Here is a 20,061-nt window from a genome sequence, read left to right as displayed (position 1 = left end):
GTTTCTGACGGCGAGTTTTTGTCAAATTCTGTCCCTCGTGATCGTTCCTCTTGAAGCGTACTTGCACGCCGGACGGGGCAACCAGATGCATGATCGAACTGCCACCCCGACGCCATTGGTAAGCGCGCTGCCGGAGTTGAAAGACTACGGCCGCGATCTGCGCATTGATGCCTGCCGCGGCATCGCGCTCTGGTGCATCTTTCTGGACCATGTCCCCAACAACATCGGAAGTTGGCTGACGCTGCGGAACTACGGCTTCAGCGATGCCGCGGAGGTGTTCATGTTCGTCTCGGGTGTGACCTGCGCACTGGCCTACGGCAAGATATGGCGCTGCGAGGGCTGGACCGGCGTGATCAGCCGGACACTGCGGCGAAGCTGGGACATTTATGTCGCATTTCTGCTGCTCACGCTCGCCTGCGCCATCTTGGTTTACCTCGCAGGCGGGGACCGCCTTGCTGACCAGAGCAATACGCGCATTCTGTTGGACCAGCCGGGCGCGACGCTCGCGCACGCGGCGATCTTACAATACTGTCCGGTCAATACCGACGTGTTGCCGATCTTCGTGCTTCTTCATCTCTTGTTCGCGCCGTTGCTGTGGCTGCTGCTGCGACTGCCGAACGTGACGCTTGGCGCCTCGCTGGCGCTTTATGCCCTGGTACATGTGTTCGGCTGGACTATGCCGGCGTGGCCGAACGGCCACTGGGCCTTCAATCCGCTGGCCTGGCAGCTGCTCGTCGTACTTGGCGCATGGTGGATGATCGAGGGAGAGAGAGTGCGGCCATGGGTGACGTCACGCACGGCGCTTGTGCCTGCCGTTCTCTATCTGGTGTTCAGTCTCCTCATCGCATTGAGCTGGAGGATCAAACCGCTGGACGAACTCATCCCGCAGGCGCTGCTGAGGCTGCCTTACCCGATGGACAAATCAAATCTCGATCCATTGCGACTGCTGCATTTTTTGGCCCTTGCGGTTTTGGCGGTATGGCTCGTGCCTCCCAATCAACGAGGGCTGACGACGGCGGTGATGCGCGGCGCCATTCTCTGTGGCAAGAACTCGTTACCGATCTACTGCCTCGGCGTTCTGCTTACGCTCGCCAGCGTCCTGGCGCTCCTCGATATCTCGGAGGGGGTGGCGATGCAGATCGTGCTCAGCGTTAGTGGCGTCCTGATGATGATCGTGGCGGCGAAGCTGCTGAACTTGATCAACATCAAACCCAGGCAGCAGTCGACCGTCGCACTGTATATGGGTGTGCGCGCCCCGCGGGAAGGCTGGGGCGCCGCCGCCTGGCGCCTCCTGGAGGCGTTTCGCCGAGGGCTGCGCGAGTTCGGACGGGCCGGTCGCCAGAACCTCGTCATCGATTGCCGGTTTGCGCAGGGGCAATCCGACCGGGTGCCCGGCCTCGCAGACGAATCGGTCCGGCTCAAGGCGGATGTCATCGCGGCGTCGCGGAAGCCTGCAGCCATGGCTGCCAAGAATGCAACGGCGACATCGCATCGTCGGAATATAGCTTTTGACAATCCTGTTCAGCACGGGCTCACCACGTGCCTTGCGCTCCCATGGCGGGAATGTCACACGGGATTTCCTACGGAGTCGTGGCCTCGCCGCTATTCTTGGCGGATGTATCGCGTTCGTGCCTTGTCAGGTGCGAATGAGCGAGCGGTAGCGCGTTATCCTCATGTCCGTATCGGCCCCTTAACGGACATGTTGACCCGCCCGACGGGATGCCGGATACGCCATTCGGGATTTATGTACGTACCCTAGTTGGCCTGCGCGGTCGCTGGCCGGCGCGGCGCCGGCGCAGGCTGATCGGAAACTTCCGGCATCACCTCGATACCCGCATCGGCCAGCCGCACGCGCACTTCGGCCGCGACATATTTCGCATATTCCGACAGCAACAGACGCAGCGTCGCGCCGCTGGTCCACCACGGCTCGTCGCGCCATTTGTCGCCGATCACCGCGAACGGAATCAGCGTGACATCAGGCATCGCATGCGACAATTCCAGGATGGCCCGCGGCATGTGGTAATTCGACGTCACCACGATCAGCGATTTGAAGCCGCGCTCGCGGGCCCAGCGCCGCGTCTCTGCGGCGTTGCTGCGCGTGTTGACCGCCGAGCGATCGAGATCGACGCAACAACCGAGCAGCGAGTGGTTGTCGGGCAGCGAGCGCGAAATGTCGCTCACGGCGTTGGTCCGGTGCACACCCGAAATCAACAGCCGTTTGCCATAGCCGCCGGCCAGCAATTCCATCGCATCCGACACCCGCGACGAGCCGCCGGTGAAGACCACGATGCCGTCGGCGTTGCGCGCCGGCTTGATTTCGACGCCGCGCAATTGCGAGAGAAAGGCGATGAAGCCGACCGCCGCGCCGACGAACAGGATCGCCAGGGAGCCGACGATGACGGCGCGCAGCCATCCGCGCGGCCGCGCGGCCGCCGTCTTCGGCGTGCTATCGTCGTGCTGCAAATCCATATCGTCCGGCAACCCTCGTCCCACGGATAATTCTAGAACGTTTTCAGGCGAAGTGGAGTCCCGGTCCCCGGTCAAGCCCGTGACTTGCTTCACTGCAAAGCGCCATTGGCTCCATCAATCGATATCGTCCAGCGTCGCGAACAGCGTCCGCCGCGATGCCCAGGCGGTAATGGCGGCAATCGCCACGGCCTGAACCGCCAGCGCCAGATAGCCCGACGGCGGCAGCGAAAATGTCCCGAGCAGCGCGGCGAATTGATCGCCGACAGGGGTGCCCGAGAACCAGCTGGCGATCGATTCGGAAAAGCCGAAGCTCAGCATCGCGGCGCCGCCGCCGATCAGCCCGCCCTCCAGTCCGAGCCTGAGAAAATGCCGTAGGAAATGGTTGGCGATATAGCGGTCGCCAGCGCCGACGAAGTGCAGCACCTCGACGATCGGGCGATTCGCCGCCATCGCGCCGCGGGTCGCGAACGACACCGAAATGATCGTCGCCACGATCACCAGCGCGAGAATGCCGATGCCGGCGAATACGGTCGCTCCGGTCATCGAGCGCATGCGCTCGATCCAGGCGCGGTGATCGTCGACGCTCGCCGACGGCGCCACTTGCGTCACCCGGCCGCGCAATGTCGCGAGGTCAAGCGTGGTGCCGGGCTGGACGCGCGCGACGACGACGCGCGGCACCGGCAACTGCTCGATCGACAGCCCGCTGCCGAGCCACGGCTCCAGCAATCTGGCCGATTCATCCTTGCTGAATGGTGTGACCTGGACGATGCCGGGCTGCGTCCGCATCGCCTCCACCGCCGCGGTCACGTCGCGCTCGAGATCGCGTCCTGCCTGCGGGCGCACCTGAACGGTGATCTCGCTGGCGACTTCGGACTGCCATTCCGCCGCCGACGCGCTGACGAGCAGCACAGTGCCGGTGGTGATGGAAGCGAGGAACGTCATGATCGCGACGACGGCGACCAGCGCGCGGCCGGAGATCGATGCCCGCGGCACGATCGGCGACATGTTGCGCGCCCGCGCCGGTACCTGCGGACGTTCGTTGCCGAGGTCCACCAGCGGCCCATGCTCGTCACCGGCCCTACTCATAGATGTGCAGTCGTCCCTGGTGCAGCACCATCCGCCGCGCCTCGTATTGGTCCATTAGCGTGATGTCGTGGGTCGCGATGATGACAGCGGTGCCCAGCCTGTTCAATTCGATGAACAGCCGCAACAGGCGCCGGCCGAGCGTCGGATCGACGCTGCCGGTCGGCTCGTCCGCCAGCAGCAATTGCGGCCGCGAGATCACCGCGCGCGCGATCGCGGCGCGCTGCTTCTCACCACCCGACAGGATCGGCGGCAGCGCGTCCATGCGCTCGCCGAGACCGACCCACTTCAGGAGATCGATCACCTCCCGGCGATAGCTGGATTCGTCACGGCCCATCACGCGGAACGGCAGCGCCACGTTCTCATAGGTCGTCATATGGTCGAGTAGACGAAAATCCTGCAGCACGATACCGATGCGCGTGCGCAGACCCGCAATCTGATCCTTGCCGAGCAGTGAGACGTCCTGGCCGAACAGGTTGACGAGGCCGCGCGTCGGCTTGAGCGACAGAAACAACAGCCGCAGCAGCGAGGTCTTGCCCGCGCCCGAGGGACCGGTGAGGAACTGGAACGAATGGGCGGGAATGACGAAGGAGAGGTCGCGCAAAATCTCCGGGCCGAGCCCGTACCGCAAGCCGACATTTTCGAACCGAACCAAGCTCAGCTCCGCTCGATATGGGCCGTGGCCAGAAGCCGCGGACTTGAACCTGGACCCAAACCCAAAGTTTGAGCTCGTGGCCCGCTGGTCTGGGCGCTAACCGGATAAAACGGTTTTGCGGCCGTTATGGTTTCCGATTCGTTAACGGTCGGTATGTAGCATCCGGGCGAAGACACTGGTGAGCTGGGCTCCATGCATATCGTTTGTCCCCATTGTACAACATCTTACGCCATCAATCCGGCCACCCTGGGCACCGCCGGGCGGACCGTCCGCTGCTCCCGCTGCAAGGAAACCTGGCTGGCGCGGCCCGAAGACGCGATCGAACTGGCGGCCGCCGTGCCGGCAGCCATGCCAAGTCCTCCGCCAGCTCCGGCGCAATCGATCCAGCCCGCCGCAAACGATGCGGCAGCCGAATGGGAGGCGATGGCGCGCGAGGACGAAGGACAGGACACCCCGATGGTCGACAGCCCCTCGATTTCGCCCCGTTGGCCGGCCGAGGGCGAAGGGTCGCGCCAAGGTGGCGACAGTGGCGGCGACAGCGACTGGCCATCGGTTGCCCGCAGCGATGCGGAGGACCATGAGGACGTCCCGATCACGACGCACCGCGAGCGGCTGGCCCGTCTTTTCCGGCTGCGCTCCCTGCCCCGTATTCAGTTCATGCCGTCCGTCGGCCTGCCGACCGCCTGTGCCGCGATGGGCGCGCTGATCCTGGCGCTGGTGATCTGGCGCACCGACGTCGTGCGGCTGCTGCCGCAGACCGCGACGTTCTACAAAATGGTCGGGCTGGACGTGAACCTGCGCGGGCTGGCGTTCAAGGATATCAAAATCACCAACGAAACCGTGGACGGCAAGCCGGTCCTGGTCATCGAAGGCGTGATCGTCGGCGAGACCAAAATGGCTGTCGAACTGCCGCGGCTGCGCTTTTCCGTCCGCGACGCGCAGGGCACCGAGATCTACGCCTGGAACGCGGTGCTCGAGCAGCCGGTGCTCAAGCCCGGCGAACGCGCCTATTTCAAGTCGCGGCTGGCCTCGCCGCCGCCCGAAGGCCGCAATATTGACGTACGCTTTTTCAACAAGCGGGATCTGGCCGGCCATGCCTGAACCGGGCCGTCTGCCCTGCAATGCAAGAGACGACTTCATGCCACGCGTGCTGATTGCCGACGACGAAGACTCCATGCGCTCGCTGGTGGCGCGCGCCATCGCCATGGACGGCCACGAGACCGTCACCGCCGAGGATGGCGCCGATGCGCTCGATATCCTGAGCCGCGAGCAAGGCTTGTTCGACCTGCTCTTGACCGACATCCAGATGCCGGTCATGGACGGCATCGCGCTGGCGCTGACCGCGGCACGTGATTTTCCCAACCTGAAGATCCTGTTGATGACGGGATTTGCCGACCAGCGCGAACGCGCCTCCGGGCTCAACGCCATCGTGCACGACGTGGTGACGAAACCGTTCTCGGTGCACGATATCCGTACCGCGGTGGCGGATGCGCTGGCGGCAAGGAAGGCGGGTAGCTGAAGCCGCAAGAGGCGTTGCAGGCGCTCCCTACTCGTCGTCCCCCGCTAAGGCGGGGACCCAGTACGCCGCGGCTTTTCGATTCAATCGCTGACGTCTCTGGATATACTGTGTCACCCGCCTTCGCGGGGGACGACAATCTGGGTAGTCGGCCGGTGGGGCCAAGCCCCTCAATAATCCTTCAACAACCGCTCGATGTAATCGAGTTCGATCTGCGGGCGGGCCGGATCGGCGAGACGGCGGCGCAGTTCTTCCAGGATCCGGCGCACGCGCTGCACGTCGATCTCGCCAGGGATCTTCACCGAATAATCGTCGGTGAATTCGTTGTGGCGCATCGGCCGTCCGAGCGGATCGGTCGAGTTGGCAGCGCCCTGCTGCCGGCCTCTGGGGTTGCCCGGGCCGTCGCCCGGCTGGTCGCCGTCACCCTGCTGCATGGCTTCCGCAAGGCTCTGGGCCCCCTTGCGCAGCGCGTCCAGCGCGCGGCCCTGCGAGTCCACCGCGCCCTCCGCATTGCCCTCGCCAAGCCGGCCGGTGGCATCGCCCATGGCCGAATCGGCCTGATCGAGCCCGTCCTCGCCGTCGCCTTGCTCGCCGCCTTGACCCTGCTGGCCCTGTCCCTGCTGGTCGCCGCGCTGACCCTGCTGCCCGCGCTGGCCCGGGCCCATGCCGCGCTTGGCGAGCTCTTCCTGCAGCTTCTTGAGACGGTCGCGCAGGCCCTGCTGGTCCTGCTGCAGGTCGCCCATGCTCTGCTCGCCCTGCTTGCCGCGCATGCGGTCGCGCCGCGAATCCTGGCCCTGCTTGTAGGTCTTGTCGCGCAATTGCTGCTGCTTGCGGATCATGTCGCCGAGCTCGTTCAGCGCCTGCTCCATCTCGTTGTCGCCGCCCTGGCCGGGCTGCGCCATCTGCAGGTTTTCCAGCATCTGCTGTAGCTGTTCGAGCAGCTGCTTGGCGGCATCCTTGTCGCCGGAACGTGACATCCGCTCCAGCCGGTCGAGCATGTTCTTGAGATCCTGCTGGCTCAGCATTTTCGTGTTGGGATCGAGCGGGCGCGCCTGTTGCTGCGGGTTGTTGCGGAACTGCTCGGCGAGCTGGCGCAAGAAATTGTCCAGCGCAGCGCGCAGATTGTCCGTCAGCTTCTTGATCTCCTCGTCGCTGGCGCCGCGCTCCAGCGCCTGCTTGAGCGCCTCCTGCGCCGCGCGCAGCGCCTTATCGACATCGGTGATGTTGCCGTCCTCGATGGTGACGGCCAGCGCCCACAGGCTGGCGACGACATCGCGCAGCGCGGCGTCGGTGCGCGCCTCCTCGAGTTGGTGCTTAACGCTGAAGAGCCCGAGATAATGCCCGGCTTCCGGCGTGAACAACTCCGGCTCGATCATCAGCGCGTCGAGGGCGGTGTAAACTTGCGAATTCTGATTGGCGTCGAGCGCCAGGATTCGGCGCTGCTCGATCAGCGCGCGCGCCAGGGGCTTGGTGAACAGCCGCTCCGGCAGCCGCATGTTGAAGGGCTCGCTCTTGCCCTCATTGCCGGCCTCGTCCTTGGCCGTGAGCGTCAGTGTGACATCCGCGCCGGCATAAGGATCCTCGCTGAGATCCTTCACCGTCTGGCCGACGCCATTGCGGGTGCGCGCATTGGGCAGCACCAGCGCAAACTGCGGCGGCTCGAACAGCGGCCGTGGCTCGGACTTGTCGGCGTCCTTGCTCTTGCCGTCCTTGTTGCCTTCTTTGGCGGCATCGGGAACGCGGGCGGCGAATTGCGCGCGCGCTTCGGTGACGCCGTAATCATCCTCGAGCTTGTAGGACATCTGCAGCGAGCCGCGGGCCTGGCGCTCCGGATCTTTTGCCAGCGAGATGGTCGGGGCACGGTCGGGCGTCGCCGCGAACCGCCACAGCGGCTGGCCGGACGGCGCGCGGACATGCGCCGTGCCGTCGCCCGTGATCTTGAAATGCCGTTCGTTGGTGCCCTTCGGGGCCTGCTCGCTCGGCGCTACCTCGGTGACGCCGCCGCCGACCACGACGTCGATATTGCCGCCGCTGGAGCGCACCAGCAGCGTGCTGCCTGCAGGCACCGGCAATGGTGCCCCGCTATCGGAAGACGCCGCATCGCGGTTGGCGGCAGACAGGATGACCGGCGGCTTGCCGGTATAGAGCGGCGGGGTCACCCAGGCATCGACCCGCACGTTGGCCGGCGCCAGCACGCCGTTCCAGTCGAACGCCGCGGCAATTCGCAGCGCGCGCTCGTCGCCGGCGGCGACATAGGCGGCCGCCAGCATCACCACGATCAGCGCGCGCAGCGCCCAGGGGTCGTGGATCGCCAGCCGCGGCGAAGGCAGTCCGGCGCGGATCCGCTTGATCGAGGCCAGTGTGCGCTCGCGCTGCTCCCGCCACAGCGCCTGCGCGATCGGATCCCTGGTCGAGAGCGTGTCGGTCAGCGCGGTCGCCGGCCGATGGCGAATGCCGGTGCCGCGGTCGAGCCTGCTCAACGCCTCTTCGCGGCTCGGCCAGCGAAACCGCACGAGCGGCAACAATGCGGCCAGCGCCGCGAGGGCGAACAGGCCAATGCCGACCGCGCGTGCAAGGAACGGCAGCGCCAGCCACAATCCGGCCCAGGACGCCACCAGAAACAGTCCGACGACGCTCAGAAACCGGACGAGGCCCGGCCAGGTACGTTCCCACGCAATCGCGTAGTGCGCCCGCTGCAGGGCGCGCGTCAGTTGAAGCCGCGCGACAGCAGCCGGCTCGCGTGCGGGCTTTGTGGGGTCGGGGGGAGCGCCGTTCAACAATCTCTCCGGGTCGTCGACAATTCAGCCTAGCACAACGGCGGCAATGAGGCACCTGTTCCCGGGGTAACCCACACCCGGAAATACGCATAACACGAAGGCGTGACTGCGGGCTGGCCACCCCGTAACCTTCGCGCCGAACCGTAAAAATACGAGGAAATGACATGGACCAGAAGACGCACGACAAGGGATTGGAAATTCGCAAAGCGGTGCTCGGCGAGGCCTATGTCAATAACGCGCTGAAGAGTGCCGACAGCTTTAACAAGCCGTTCCAGGAACTCGTCACCGAATATTGCTGGGGCGCAGTGTGGGGCCGCGAGGAACTGCCGCGCAAGACCCGCAGCATGCTCAACCTCGCCATGATCCCGATCCTCAACCGGCCGCACGAACTGAAGGCGCACATCAAGGGCGCGCTGACCAACGGCGTCAGCCGCGACGAAATCCGCGAGATCTTCATGCAGGTTTCGATCTATGCCGGCATCCCAGCCGGCGTCGATAGTTTTCGCATCGCGCGCGAGGTGTTCGCGGAATTGGATAAGGGCTGAGAGCCGGTCGAATGCGAATGCAACGACACCGTTCAGCCGTCATTGCGAGGAGCGAAGCGACGAAGCAATCCATCTCTCCGCGTGCTGCGGCGTGGATTGCTTCGCTTCGCTCGCAATAACGAATTCAAGGAAACACCATGGAAATCGGATTCATCGGCCTCGGGAAGATGGGCTTCCCGATGGCGCGCCGCCTGATCGAGGCCAAGCATCAACTCACCGTGTTCGATACGCGGCAGCAAGCCGTCGACAAGCTCGTCGCGCTCGGCGCGCAGGCAGCATCCTCGTCCAAAGACATCGCCGACCGCTGCGAGACCGTCCTGGCGAGCCTGCCTTCGCTGCAGGCATCGCTTGAAGTCGCGACCGGCAGCGGCGGCGTGATCGAGGGCAAGCGTGTGAAGCGCTTCGTCGATCTCTCTACCGTCGGCTCGCAGATGGCGGCACGGATTCACGGCCGGCTGGCCAAGAAGAACATCGTGCAGATCGACAGCCCCGTTAGCGGCGGCGTCGGCGGTGCCGAGAAGGGCACGCTGGCCGTGATGGTCTCCGGACCGCGCGCCGATTGCGAGCTGATAAAACCCGCGCTCGGGGCGATCGGAAAAGTGTTCTTCATCGGCGAAAAGCCTGGCTCGGCGCAGACCATGAAGCTCGCCAACAACTTCCTCTCGGCGACCGCGATGGTGGCGACATCGGAAGCGGTCGTGATGGGCGTCAAGGCAGGACTCGATCCGGCCGTGATGATCGACGTCATCAACGCAGGGTCCGGCCTCAATACGGCCAGCCGCGACAAGTTTCCGCGCTCGGTGCTGCCGCGCAGCTTCGATTTCGGCTTTGCAACGGGACTAATGGTGAAGGACGTGCGGCTCGCGCTGGAAGAGATGAAATCGCTCGGGCTGTCGATGGAAGTCGCCGAAGCGGTTGGGCGCTTGTGGGAAGTTATCATCCGGGACGAGGGCGCGGAGTCGGATTTTACCGCGGCGATCAAGCCGATCGAGAAAGCGGCAGGTGTCGTGGTTGGCGGGGGGAAGGGCGGCGCAACGGGGAAGTAGCACAGACGGCGGATTATCAGCCGGCGGCGCGGTGCGGCCGGCTACGCAGGCCCATGAGCATTTGCGCAGTTCCAAGTTGGCAAGTGCGATCGAGTGGGGTTACGTTCTGAATGTACTTGAGTACAAACTGGCGTTGATCCGATCCATTAGTGGGACGCGCATGACGTCTCGTTGCTTAGATTCGAAGTGCAGGCAAAGGCGGCTGCGGTCCGCCTATCTTGGCGTTACCGCTTTGGCCGCACTGATCGCTGCGGGAGACGATGCGGGCGCCAGAAGCGGCCGGAGCGAACGTCCGATCGAGACCGTTCAGTCGCGCAGCGCGGGCGAGCCGATCATGGCCATCGTCTCGCTGCGCAACCAGCGGATCACTGTTTATGATGCCAAGGGGTGGATCCTGCGGGCGCCTGTATCGAGCGGGACGAAGGGCCGCGAGACGCCCGCCGGCATCTTCAGCATTATCCAGAAAGTGGAGGACCATTACTCGAACCTTTATGACGATGCCTACATGCCCCACATGCAACGCATCACCTGGTCAGGCATCGCACTTCATGGCGGTGTGCTGCCAGGGCGTCCGGCGTCTCATGGCTGTATCCGGCTGCCATTCGACTTCGCCGAACGCCTGTTCGACGTGACCACGATGGGCATGCGAGTAATCGTGGCGCCAAGCGATGTGGCGCCCATCGAGATCACTCATCCGCTTCTGTTCCAACCCAAGCCAGGTGCCACTGCCTTGGCCGCATTCCGTGCCGCAGAGGTGGAAGAGGCGGCGCGGGCAGCGGCCACGGTGAGGCTCGCCGCGGGGACGGCCTTCCGGGAGGCTTCACTGGCGATGGTGCCGGTGCGCACAGCGGAAAATCTGAAGCTCAAAGCCGAGGCGGAATTGGCGGCCGCGGAGACGGCACTTTCCTCCGCCAAGTCGGCGGAGGAAAGGCAGCAGGCCGAGGGCGCCAGGGCGCAGGCAGTCGCCAGGCTCGCGGAGTTGCAGGCGCAATGGGAAGCCGCCAAAGCGGATCTGCAACAGAAGCGCGATGCCGTCACCTCGACGCGAGAAGCCGCCGTCGCGGCGGAGACGGCGCGGGCCAAGGCAGCCGAGGCGGCCCGCCAGATCGCGCGCGAACTCCAACCGGTGTCCGTGTTGATCAGCCGCAAGACCCAGCGGCTTTATGTCAGGCAAGCATTCGAGCCCGTCTTTGAAAGTCCGGTCACGATCGCAGATCCTGATCGTCCAATCGGCACGCATGTCTTCACCGCCGCGGAGCGGACCTCCGACGATGCCAAGTTGCGATGGAGCGTCGCGTCGTTGTTGGGCAGCAAGCATGCGCCTGACGGCACAGTTCAGTCACATGACCCGGCGCGCGGAAGCAGCGGACGCGACATTGAGCCGGCGCTGACCGACTTGGACAATGCAAGGGCCGCGCTCGACCGCATTGCCATTCCGCAGGACGCATTGGATCGCATCGTCGCCATTGCGCCGCGATCCTCGCTGATCGTCACGGACGAGCCATTGAGCTCGGAAACCGGGAAGGGAACGGAATTCGTGGTGCTGTTGAGCGGCGAGCCGCAAGGCGGTATCAAGAGGCGGCGACGCAGTCCGGGGACCGAATTCCGCGACGCGTACCCACGCAGCCTTCAATTCTGGCGCTCGCCTTTCGGAAGTCCCTTTTCTAACTGGTGAACCCGTTCTTCGCCACGCGGCCAACTAAACGCCGTCGTCCGGGCAAGCGAAGTGCGACCCGGGACTCATAACCACAGGTATTTGTAGTTGGAGCTGGAGCCCCCAGCTTGGCGCAACAAATAAAGCGGTGGTTATGGGTCCCTGCGTTCGCAGGGACGACAGCGCTATCGTTGCGCAATCAGTGGCATCACAACCACGGCGCCGGGCGGTCCATCGCGATCAATTCCTCGACCTCGATGCGGGGGCGGACCACGGCGTACTGGTCGTCCTTGACCAGGACTTCGGCCACCAAAGGCCGCGTATTGTAGAAGCCGGACTGCACCGCGCCGTAGGCGCCGGCGGTCATGATGGCCAGAAGGTCGCCGGCCCTGGGCTCGGGCAAATTACGGTCGAGCGCAAGATAGTCGCCGGTTTCGCAGACGGGTCCAACCACGTCGGCGGCAATCGTTCGCACATCCTTGGCCGGCTCGCGAACAGGGAGGATGTCGTGGTGGGCTTCGTAGAGCGTCGGGCGGATCAGATCGTTCATCGCCGCGTCGATGATGACGAAATTCTTGGCCTCGCCCGGCTTTACGTAGATCACGCGGGAGACGAGGATGCCGGCATTGCCGACGATCATCCGCCCGGGCTCGAACATCAGCGTGCAGCCGAGATTGTGCGTCACCCGCTTGACCATCGCGGCATAGGCCGACGGCAATGGCGGCGCCTCGCGGTCGGCGTGATAGGGAATGCCCAGCCCGCCGCCGAAATCGATATGGGAGATAGTGTGGCCGTCGGCGCGCAACACCTGCACGAATTCGGAAAGAATCCGGAACGCGGTTTCCATCCTGGAGAGATCGGTGATCTGGCTGCCGATATGCATGTCGGTGCCGGTCACTTCGATCCCCGGCAGCTTCGCCGCGCGGGCATAGACCGCGCGGGCGCGTGCAATGGGAATGCCGAACTTGTTCTCGGACTTGCCGGTGGCGATCTTGGCATGCGTCCCGGCGTCGACATCAGGATTGACCCGCAGCGAAATCCGCGCGGTCCTGCCGGTCTCGACCGCGAGCTTAGATAGTAATTCCAGTTCGGGTTCGGACTCGACGTTAATGCAGAGGATATCGGCCGCGAGCGCCGCGCGCAGTTCTATCTCGGTCTTGCCGACGCCGGAAAACAGAATCTTGTTCGGCGGAATCCCCGCCGCCAGCGCCCGCTTCAACTCGCCGCCCGAGACAACGTCGGCGCCCGCCCCGAGCTTCGCCAGCGTGCGCAGCACCGACTGGTTGGAATTCGCCTTCATGGCGTAGCAGACCAGTGTCTTCTCGCCGGCAAAAGCCTCGGTAAAGACGCGGTAGTGGCGCTCCAGCGTCGCGGTCGAATAGCAATAGAACGGCGTGCCGACGGCATCCGCCAGATCGGACAAGCTCACGGCCTCGGCGTGAAGCACGCCGTTGCGGTAATCAAAATGATTCATGGCGCGCTCAGTCCAGCAGCGGATCGAGAACGAACGGCTTCTTGCGACCCTTAGGTGCCGCTGGCGCCGCCTCGGACCCGTAGGTCGAATTGAAGACGCCGGGCTGCGCCGCCCGCTCGGCCTCGGTATCCGACGTGACCTGCGCCTGCGGCGGCGCATTCGGTGGCAGATCGAGCCCGCCCTTGCGTCCGCAGCCCCCAAGCGCGAGCGCAGTCACGCTCAGCAGGATAATGGCCCATCCCGAAGATGACGGGCGGTAGTTACTGATCACGACGAAATCCCCAATGCGCGCCGCACCATACAAAGATTGCTACAGCCTGGCGAGTGCCGATCAGCCACGGAAACCCAAGAAAAACCCAAGAAATTGCAGCGAAGTTTTTTCTTCAGCCCAATTTTCGCTCTTTTTCCAGCCGCTTCAGCCAGGCTTTGGCCTGCGAAAACACGTTCTTCGGCGCGGTGCCGCCATAGCTGGTCCGGCTCTTGACGGACGCCTCCACCGACAGCACCCGCAGCGCGTCGCCCGTGATTCTCGGCTCGACCTCCTGCATCGCCTTCAGCGTCAATTCGTGCAGCGCCACGTCCTGCTTCGACGCGAGGGCGACGATTCGCCCGGTGACATGATGGGCGTCGCGGAATGGCATCTTCAGCGTCCGCACCAGCCAGTCGGCCAAATCGGTGGCGGTAGCATAGCCCTCGCCGGCCGCGGCCTTCATCCGCGCCTCGTCGGGGACGAGATCGAGGACCATGCCGGTCATGGCGCGAATCGCGAGCGAGAGCGCCGAAAACGCTTCCATCGCGCCCTGCTTGTCCTCCTGCATGTCCTTTTGATAGGCGAGCGGCAGGCCCTTCATCACGATCAGGAGACCGTTGAGCGCGCCGATCACCCGGCCGGTCTTGGCGCGCACCAGTTCGGCCGCATCGGGATTGCGCTTCTGCGGCATGATCGAGGAGCCGGTGGTGAACTTGTCGGAAAGCCGCACCAGCCCGACCAGCGGCGAGGTCCAGATCACGATTTCCTCGGCAAAACGCGACATGTGCACGGCCGCAATCGACGCCGCCGACAAGGTTTCAAGCACGAAGTCGCGGTCCGACACTGCGTCCAGCGAATTGGCCATCGGGCGGTCGAAGCCGAGCGCCTTGGCGGTGGCGGCGCGATCGATCGGAAACGAGGTTCCGGCGAGCGCCGCGGCGCCGAGCGGCGATTCGTTCAGCCGCTTGCGCGCATCGGCAAAACGGCCGCGGTCGCGCGCGGCCATCTCGACATAGGCCAAGAGATGATGCCCGAAGGTGACGGGCTGCGCGGTCTGCAGATGGGTGAAGCCCGGCATCACGGTCGCGGCATGCTCCAGCGCGCGGGCAGCCAAAGCGTGCTGGAAGGCGGCCAGCGCGGCATCCGTCTGGTCGATCGTGTCGCGCACATAGAGCCGGAAATCGGTCGCGACCTGATCGTTGCGCGAGCGGGCGGTATGCAGCCGTCCCGCCGCCGGCCCGATCAGTTCGGAAAGCCGGCTCTCGACATTCATATGGATGTCTTCGAGCGCGCGCTTGAAATCGAACGCGCCCTCGCCGATCTCTGACAAAATCGTGTCTAGACCCTTGCCGATATTTTTCGCATCACTCGCGGTAATAATACCTTGCGCGGCCAGCATCGCGGCGTGGGCCTTGGACGCGGCGATGTCCTGGGCATAGAGGTGACGGTCGACGTCGATCGAGACGTTGATTTCCTCCATGATTGCATCGGGACGCTCGGTGAACCGGCCGCCCCACATCTTGTTGCTCATGACTTCTCAAGCCCTGCCATCTATATCGTCGAGCCCATACCAAACGCCGCGCCGGTTTCGGCCGTAACTCGATCCTAGTCTTGAGCCCTGCATAGCCGTATCTGACACAGGATGACAAACGATATGCCCGAAATGGTCCCGCCCCGCCCGGCCACGAGGCGCCGGATCCCGATCGCCATCGGCGCGGTGGTGGCTGCGGGTGTGGTCGGATTGGGCGCGTTTTACGGGCTCGGCGGCTTCAAGCGCGGCAGCGGCGGCGATCCGTCCTGTACGGGGGCCGTCGAACTGGCCCGCAAGATATCGCCGCTGGCGCATGGCGAGGTGGCGGCTCTGACCATGGCGACGACCCCGCTGCGGCTCCCGGACCTCGCCTTCGAGGATGCCGAGGGGAAGCCGAGGAAGCTGTCGGAATGGCGCGGCAAGACCGTGCTGGTGAACCTGTGGGCCACCTGGTGCGTGCCTTGTCGTAAAGAAATGCCGGCGCTGGAGGGCCTGCAGACCAAACTCGGCGGCAAGGATTTTGAGGTGGTCGCCATCAATATCGACACCCGCGACCCCGAGAAGCCGAAAAACTTCCTCAAAGAGGCCAATCTGACCCGGCTCGGCTATTTCGCCGACTCAAAAGCCAAGGTTTTTCAGGAGCTTAAGAGCATAGGCAAAGCGCTGGGGATGCCCACTTCGGTGCTGGTGGACGCCCAAGGCTGCGAGATCGCCAACCTTGCCGGCCCCGCCGAATGGGCCAGCGAGGATGCGATCAAGCTGATCAAGGCCGCGATGCAGCCGGTGAAGGCGGGGTCTTAGGGCTGCGGAGCAGCAGGACAAGCTGGCGCGCTGAGTCCGCCATTTCACCTGTCAAACTTCATTCTGTGGAGCCGCGTCAGCGGCGTCTTGAAGATGAATGGCACCAGCGGGGCCACATGGTTCGAGACGCGCGAAGACGTGCTCCTCACCATGAGGGTTCAACGGCTGCTTCGGGGATCGTTATCAGGCCGCAATATTGAGATTGCCGCCAACGCCGGGGGCGAGATTGGCGGTCGAGGGCGTGCCCAGAAGCGTCTGGACCGCGGCTTTCTCGGCATCCGCATTCTGTTTGATGATCGAGGTCTGGATTTGCTGCTGCGTGCCCGCCGCCTGCATCGCGAGCATGCTCGAAACCATAGCCATCATATCCATGCGCAACACTCCTCGGACGTGAGGCACCCTACCCTGGCACCGGTTAATGAAGTCTGGAGATTGAGGATCGGGCGCCAAGCGTTCTGTAAGACCTCATCCTTCGCGCGTCTCGAAGGATGAATGGCACGAGCGGGGCGCACGGTTCGAGACGGCGCTTACGCGCCTCCTCACCATGAGGAACTGACAAAATCCGGAGGATCGCGATGACGTCTACCGCGTCGGGACCGGCTTGTCGCCGCGGTAATCGTAGAAGCCGCGCTGGGTCTTACGGCCGAGCCAGCCGGCCTCGACATATTTCACGAGCAGCGGGCACGGCCGGTATTTTGAATCCGCCAGCCCCTCATGCAGCACCTGCATGATCGACAGACAGGTATCAAGCCCGATGAAATCGGCCAATTCCAGCGGCCCCATCGGGTGATGCGCGCCGAGCTTCATGGCGGCGTCGATCGCCTCGACGTTGCCGACGCCCTCATAGAGCGTGTAGATCGCCTCGTTGATCATCGGCAGCAGGATGCGGTTGACGATGAAGGCCGGGAAATCCTCCGATACCGCGACCTGCTTGCCGAGCTTGCCGACAAATTCCTTGGCGGTATCAAAGGTCATATCGTCGGTCGCGATGCCGCGGATCAGCTCGACCAGTTCCATCGCCGGCACCGGATTCATGAAGTGAATGCCGATGAAGCGCTCGGGGCGGTCGGTCGAGGCGGCGAGCCGCGTGATCGAGATCGAGGAGGAGTTGGTGGCGACGATAGCGTCCGGCTTCAATACCGCGCAGAGCTCGTGAAAGATCTTGCGCTTGACCTCTTCCTTTTCGACGGCGGTCTCGATCACGAGGTCGCAATCCGAAAGCCCGTCGAGCGTCTCGGCGGAGGTGATTCGGTCCAGCGCCTTTTTACGCGCGTCCTCGGTGATGATCTGCTTGGCAACCTGGCGCGACAAATGGCCGTTGATGGTTGCCATCGCCGATTTCAGCCGTTCGTCGGAGACGTCGTTGAGCACCACGTCGAAGCCGGCGAGCGCCGCCACATGCGCAATCCCGTTGCCCATCTGGCCCGAGCCGATCACGCCGACCTTCTTGATTGTCACCGCCATCTTGTCATCCACCGGAACGGCGCGCACATCGCGCCTGTTCGTCCTGGTCCCGTTTTGGCACGCTATGTTCACGCGAAGCCGCAAATCTACTTCGCTTTAGCATAAAACACCGGCCGGATGTTACGCATCCGGCCGGTGTTTATCGCTGTGGTTACTTTCCGAGCTTGCCGAGCGCGTCGGTCAGTTCGGGAACCGCCTGATAGAGGTCCGCGACCAGGCCGTAATCGGCAACCTGGAAAATCGGCGCATCTTCATCCTTGTTGATCGCAACGATCACCTTGGAATCCTTCATGCCGGCAAGATGCTGGATCGCGCCGGAGATGCCGATTGCGACATAAAGTTCCGGTGCCACCACTTTGCCGGTCTGGCCGACCTGCCAGTCGTTCGGGGCATAGCCGGCATCGACCGCGGCGCGCGAGGCGCCGACGCCCGCGCCGAGCTTGTCGGCGAGTGGCTCGATATATTTGGCAAAGTTCTCGCGGCTCTGCATGGCGCGGCCGCCGGAGACGATGATCTTTGCCGAGGTCAGTTCCGGACGGTCGCTCTTCGCAACCTCTTCGCCCAGGAAGCTGGAGAGGCCCGGATCGGCCGCAGCAGCGGCATTCTCTATCGGCGCGCTGCCGCCCTCGCCAGCCGCGGCAAAGGTCGAGGTCCGCACCGTGATGACCTTCTTGGCGTCCTTGGACTTCACGGTCTGGATCGCATTGCCGGCGTAGATCGGCCGCTCGAACGTATCGGGGGAAACCACCTTGATGATCTCGGATACCTGCATCACGTCGAGCAGAGCGGCAACACGCGGCATCACGTTCTTGAAGCGCGAAGTTGCGGGCGCGACGAAGGCGTCATAGCCAGGCGCCAGCGACACGATCAGCGCGGCCAGCGGCTCGGCAAGATCGTGGGCATAGGCAGCATTGTCGGCGAGCAGCACCTTCTTGACGCCGGCAAGCTTGGCTGCGGCATCGGCCGCCGCCTTGGCGTTCTCGCCGGCGACCAGCACGTGCACGTCGGCGCCAAGCGCGGCGGCTGCGGTCAGCGTCTTGTTGGTCGCATCCTTGATCGACGCGTTGTCGTGTTCGGCAATCAATAGCGTCGTCATCAGAGAACCCCGGCTTCGGTCTTGAGTTTGGAAACGAGCTCAGCGACGTCCTTGACCTTGACGCCGCCCTTGCGGCCGGGCGGTTCCGCGGTCTTGAGCACTTCGAGGTGCGGCGTGAGATCGATGCCGTAATCGGACGCGTTCTTGTCGTCGATCGGCTTCTTCTTCGCCTTCATGATGTTGGGCAGCGACGCGTAGCGCGGCTCGTTCAGCCGCAGGTCGGTGGTGACGATCGCCGGTCCCTTCAGCTTCACGGTCTGCAGGCCGCCGTCGACTTCGCGCGTGACCTTGAAGTCCGAGCCTTCAACTTCGAGCTTGGAGGCAAACGTCGCCTGCGACCAGCCCAGCAGCGCCGCCAGCATCTGACCGGTCTGGTTCGAATCGTCGTCGATTGCCTGTTTGCCGAGAATGATGAGGCCGGGCTTCTCTGCGTCGGCCACGGCTTTCAGAATCTTCGCGACCGCCAGCGGCTCGACATTGCCTTCGGCCTTGACGAGGATGCCGCGGTCGGCGCCCATGGCGAGACCGGTCCGGATCGTTTCGGAGGCCTGCGCGGGGCCAATCGAAACCACCACGACCTCGGTCGCCTTGCCGGCTTCCTTCAGCCGCAGCGCTTCCTCGACGGCGATTTCGTCGAACGGATTCATCGACATCTTCACGTTGGCGAGTTCCACGCCCGTTCCGTCGCTCTTGACGCGGACCTTGACGTTGAAATCGACCACCCGCTTTACCGGCACAAGAACCTTCATCGATCCTCTTTCGCTTGAATTCTGGGGTTTGATCAGCTTGTTATTAGCTTGGCGCGGAACCTAAAGGTCCCGCTATCGGCGGTCAACGCGCGAAAGCCAAAAATCGGCCCGGACAAGGCCTACCTTCAGGCTCTACCTTAACGGTTCTGGCCAGGCACCCACAACACGTCTCCGGCACCATTGTCGTTCATGGCGCGGCTGGCGACGAACAGGAAATCCGACAGGCGATTCACATACTGAATGGCAGCCGCGCTGACCGGCTCCTCCGGTCGCGCGGCGAGTTCCACCATGATCCGTTCCGCCCTGCGGCATATGGTACGGGCGAGATGCAGGTATGCGGCAGCGGGGGTGCCGCCGGGCAGCACGAACGAGGTCAGCGGCGCGAGATGCTCGTTCAGCGCATCGATGTCGCGCTCAAGCCGTTCGACCTGGCTCGACAACATCCGGAGCCGCTCGGCCCCGCCGTCGCGCTGGGGCACCGCAAGATCGGCGCCGAGATCGAACAAATCGTTCTGGATCCGGCCCAGCATCGCATCGAGTTCGCGGGCATCGCCGAGGTGCAGCCGCACCACGCCGATGGCGGCGTTGGTTTCATCTACGGTGCCGTAGGCGCTAATGCGCAGATCGTGTTTCGGGCGGCGCTCGCCGCTGCCGAGCGCCGTGGTGCCGTCATCGCCGGTCTTCGTATAGATGCGGTTGAGTACGACCATTGGCGCTTCCCTTTCCTGCTCTTATCTGCCCAACGCCCACACCACGACCATGGTAATGACGATGGCGATGAACTGCAGCAGCACCCGAAGCCGCATCAGGTTCTGCGAGCGGCTCGGCGAACCGCCCCGCATCATGTTGACGAGGCCGAGCAGCAGCACGATTGCCACGGCCGCAACCGCGATGGGAAGGACGATCGAACTTAGAAAGGATATCATCGGCGGTACATAACACCGCGAGGCG

At 64.0% G+C, this 20,061-nt stretch carries 20 protein-coding genes; 7 read left to right on the top strand and 13 right to left on the bottom strand.

Annotation, left to right across the window (positions count from 1 at the left end):
* The first annotated feature begins 85 nt into the window (after positions 1-85).
* Positions 86-1,759, top strand: coding sequence for an OpgC domain-containing protein (locus HCN58_RS11810; protein WP_235983540.1), 1,674 nt, complete (start codon positions 86-88; stop codon positions 1,757-1,759).
* On the opposite strand, the gene HCN58_RS11805 is transcribed toward HCN58_RS11810, so the two are convergent.
* The 3 genes from HCN58_RS11805 to ftsE form a co-directional block, all read right to left on the bottom strand.
* Positions 1,756-2,469: a YdcF family protein gene (locus HCN58_RS11805; RefSeq protein ID WP_171579574.1), complete on the bottom strand. Its 714-nt coding sequence runs from the start codon at positions 2,467-2,469 to the stop codon at positions 1,756-1,758. The genes HCN58_RS11810 and HCN58_RS11805 overlap by 4 nt on opposite strands.
* A 114-nt stretch (positions 2,470-2,583) precedes the next feature.
* Positions 2,584-3,555 (bottom strand): cell division protein FtsX, encoded by a 972-nt coding sequence (locus HCN58_RS11800; protein ID WP_171579481.1) that lies wholly within the window; start codon positions 3,553-3,555, stop codon positions 2,584-2,586.
* The gene (ftsE, locus tag HCN58_RS11795) at positions 3,548-4,207 is read right to left on the bottom strand and encodes a cell division ATP-binding protein FtsE (RefSeq protein WP_171579480.1); all 660 of its coding nucleotides are present in this window, start codon (positions 4,205-4,207) and stop codon (positions 3,548-3,550) included. Before ftsE ends, HCN58_RS11800 begins: the two co-directional genes overlap by 8 nt.
* A 192-nt stretch (positions 4,208-4,399) precedes the next feature.
* Here ftsE and HCN58_RS11790 point away from each other — a divergent pair, with 192 nt between their 5' ends.
* Both HCN58_RS11790 and HCN58_RS11785 read left to right on the top strand, forming a co-directional pair.
* On the top strand, positions 4,400-5,308 hold the full coding sequence (locus tag HCN58_RS11790; protein WP_171579479.1) for an MJ0042-type zinc finger domain-containing protein: 909 nt from the start codon (positions 4,400-4,402) through the stop codon (positions 5,306-5,308).
* 37 nt (positions 5,309-5,345) lie between these two features.
* Entirely contained in the window at positions 5,346-5,726 is a 381-nt protein-coding gene (locus HCN58_RS11785; protein WP_171579478.1) for a response regulator, read from the top strand.
* A 167-nt stretch (positions 5,727-5,893) separates the two neighbouring features.
* On the opposite strand, the gene HCN58_RS11780 is transcribed toward HCN58_RS11785, so the two are convergent.
* The gene (locus HCN58_RS11780) at positions 5,894-8,500 is read right to left on the bottom strand and encodes a TIGR02302 family protein (protein WP_171579477.1); all 2,607 of its coding nucleotides are present in this window, start codon (positions 8,498-8,500) and stop codon (positions 5,894-5,896) included.
* A gap of 164 nt (positions 8,501-8,664) precedes the next feature.
* Between HCN58_RS11780 and HCN58_RS11775 the strand changes: the two genes are divergently transcribed.
* The 3 genes from HCN58_RS11775 (at position 8,665) to HCN58_RS11765 (ending at position 11,766) form a co-directional block, all read left to right on the top strand.
* Positions 8,665-9,045, top strand: coding sequence for a carboxymuconolactone decarboxylase family protein (locus HCN58_RS11775; RefSeq protein WP_171579476.1), 381 nt, complete (start codon positions 8,665-8,667; stop codon positions 9,043-9,045).
* 137 nt (positions 9,046-9,182) lie between these two features.
* Positions 9,183-10,091: an NAD(P)-dependent oxidoreductase gene (locus HCN58_RS11770; protein WP_171579475.1), complete on the top strand. Its 909-nt coding sequence runs from the start codon at positions 9,183-9,185 to the stop codon at positions 10,089-10,091.
* Positions 10,092-10,251: 160 nt separating this feature from the next.
* Complete coding sequence (locus HCN58_RS11765; RefSeq protein WP_283814560.1) at positions 10,252-11,766, top strand: L,D-transpeptidase family protein; 1,515 nt, start codon at positions 10,252-10,254, stop codon at positions 11,764-11,766.
* Positions 11,767-11,953: 187 nt separating this feature from the next.
* Here the strand turns inward: HCN58_RS11765 and lysA are convergent, their stop codons facing one another.
* The 3 genes from lysA to argH all read right to left on the bottom strand — a co-directional run bounded on the left by lysA (position 11,954) and on the right by argH (position 15,000).
* Complete coding sequence (gene lysA / locus HCN58_RS11760) at positions 11,954-13,219, bottom strand: diaminopimelate decarboxylase (RefSeq protein ID WP_171579473.1); 1,266 nt, start codon at positions 13,217-13,219, stop codon at positions 11,954-11,956.
* Between the two features lie 7 nt (positions 13,220-13,226).
* Positions 13,227-13,490, bottom strand: coding sequence for an LPS translocon maturation chaperone LptM (gene lptM, locus HCN58_RS11755; RefSeq protein WP_171579472.1), 264 nt, complete (start codon positions 13,488-13,490; stop codon positions 13,227-13,229).
* Positions 13,491-13,602: 112 nt separating this feature from the next.
* Positions 13,603-15,000 carry an argininosuccinate lyase gene (gene argH, locus HCN58_RS11750; RefSeq protein ID WP_171579471.1) on the bottom strand — a complete coding sequence of 466 codons (1,398 nt, stop codon included), beginning with the start codon at positions 14,998-15,000 and terminating at the stop codon, positions 13,603-13,605.
* A gap of 123 nt (positions 15,001-15,123) precedes the next feature.
* On the opposite strand from argH, the gene tlpA reads away from it, so the two are divergent.
* Entirely contained in the window at positions 15,124-15,801 is a 678-nt protein-coding gene (tlpA, locus tag HCN58_RS11745; RefSeq protein ID WP_376701169.1) for a thiol:disulfide interchange protein TlpA, read from the top strand.
* Between the two features lie 183 nt (positions 15,802-15,984).
* On the opposite strand, the gene HCN58_RS11740 is transcribed toward tlpA, so the two are convergent.
* The 6 genes from HCN58_RS11740 to HCN58_RS11715 form a co-directional block, all read right to left on the bottom strand.
* Positions 15,985-16,173, bottom strand: coding sequence for a putative motility protein (locus HCN58_RS11740; RefSeq protein ID WP_028348190.1), 189 nt, complete (start codon positions 16,171-16,173; stop codon positions 15,985-15,987).
* Positions 16,174-16,383: 210 nt separating this feature from the next.
* Positions 16,384-17,265 (bottom strand): 3-hydroxybutyryl-CoA dehydrogenase, encoded by an 882-nt coding sequence (locus HCN58_RS11735; RefSeq protein ID WP_171579470.1) that lies wholly within the window; start codon positions 17,263-17,265, stop codon positions 16,384-16,386.
* Positions 17,266-17,416: 151 nt separating this feature from the next.
* The gene (locus HCN58_RS11730; protein ID WP_171579469.1) at positions 17,417-18,361 is read right to left on the bottom strand and encodes an electron transfer flavoprotein subunit alpha/FixB family protein; all 945 of its coding nucleotides are present in this window, start codon (positions 18,359-18,361) and stop codon (positions 17,417-17,419) included.
* The gene (locus HCN58_RS11725; protein WP_171579468.1) at positions 18,361-19,110 is read right to left on the bottom strand and encodes an electron transfer flavoprotein subunit beta/FixA family protein; all 750 of its coding nucleotides are present in this window, start codon (positions 19,108-19,110) and stop codon (positions 18,361-18,363) included. Before HCN58_RS11725 ends, HCN58_RS11730 begins: the two co-directional genes overlap by 1 nt.
* Positions 19,111-19,247: 137 nt before the next feature.
* Entirely contained in the window at positions 19,248-19,820 is a 573-nt protein-coding gene (locus HCN58_RS11720; RefSeq protein ID WP_171579467.1) for a cob(I)yrinic acid a,c-diamide adenosyltransferase, read from the bottom strand.
* A 21-nt stretch (positions 19,821-19,841) separates the two neighbouring features.
* Positions 19,842-20,036: a twin transmembrane helix small protein gene (locus HCN58_RS11715; protein WP_171579466.1), complete on the bottom strand. Its 195-nt coding sequence runs from the start codon at positions 20,034-20,036 to the stop codon at positions 19,842-19,844.
* Between the last annotated feature and the right edge of the window lie 25 nt (positions 20,037-20,061).

The sequence above is a fragment of the Bradyrhizobium australiense genome, from assembly GCF_013114825.1.
Taxonomy (GTDB): domain Bacteria; phylum Pseudomonadota; class Alphaproteobacteria; order Rhizobiales; family Xanthobacteraceae; genus Bradyrhizobium; species Bradyrhizobium australiense.
This window is presented reverse-complemented; position numbering and strand designations above follow the sequence as displayed.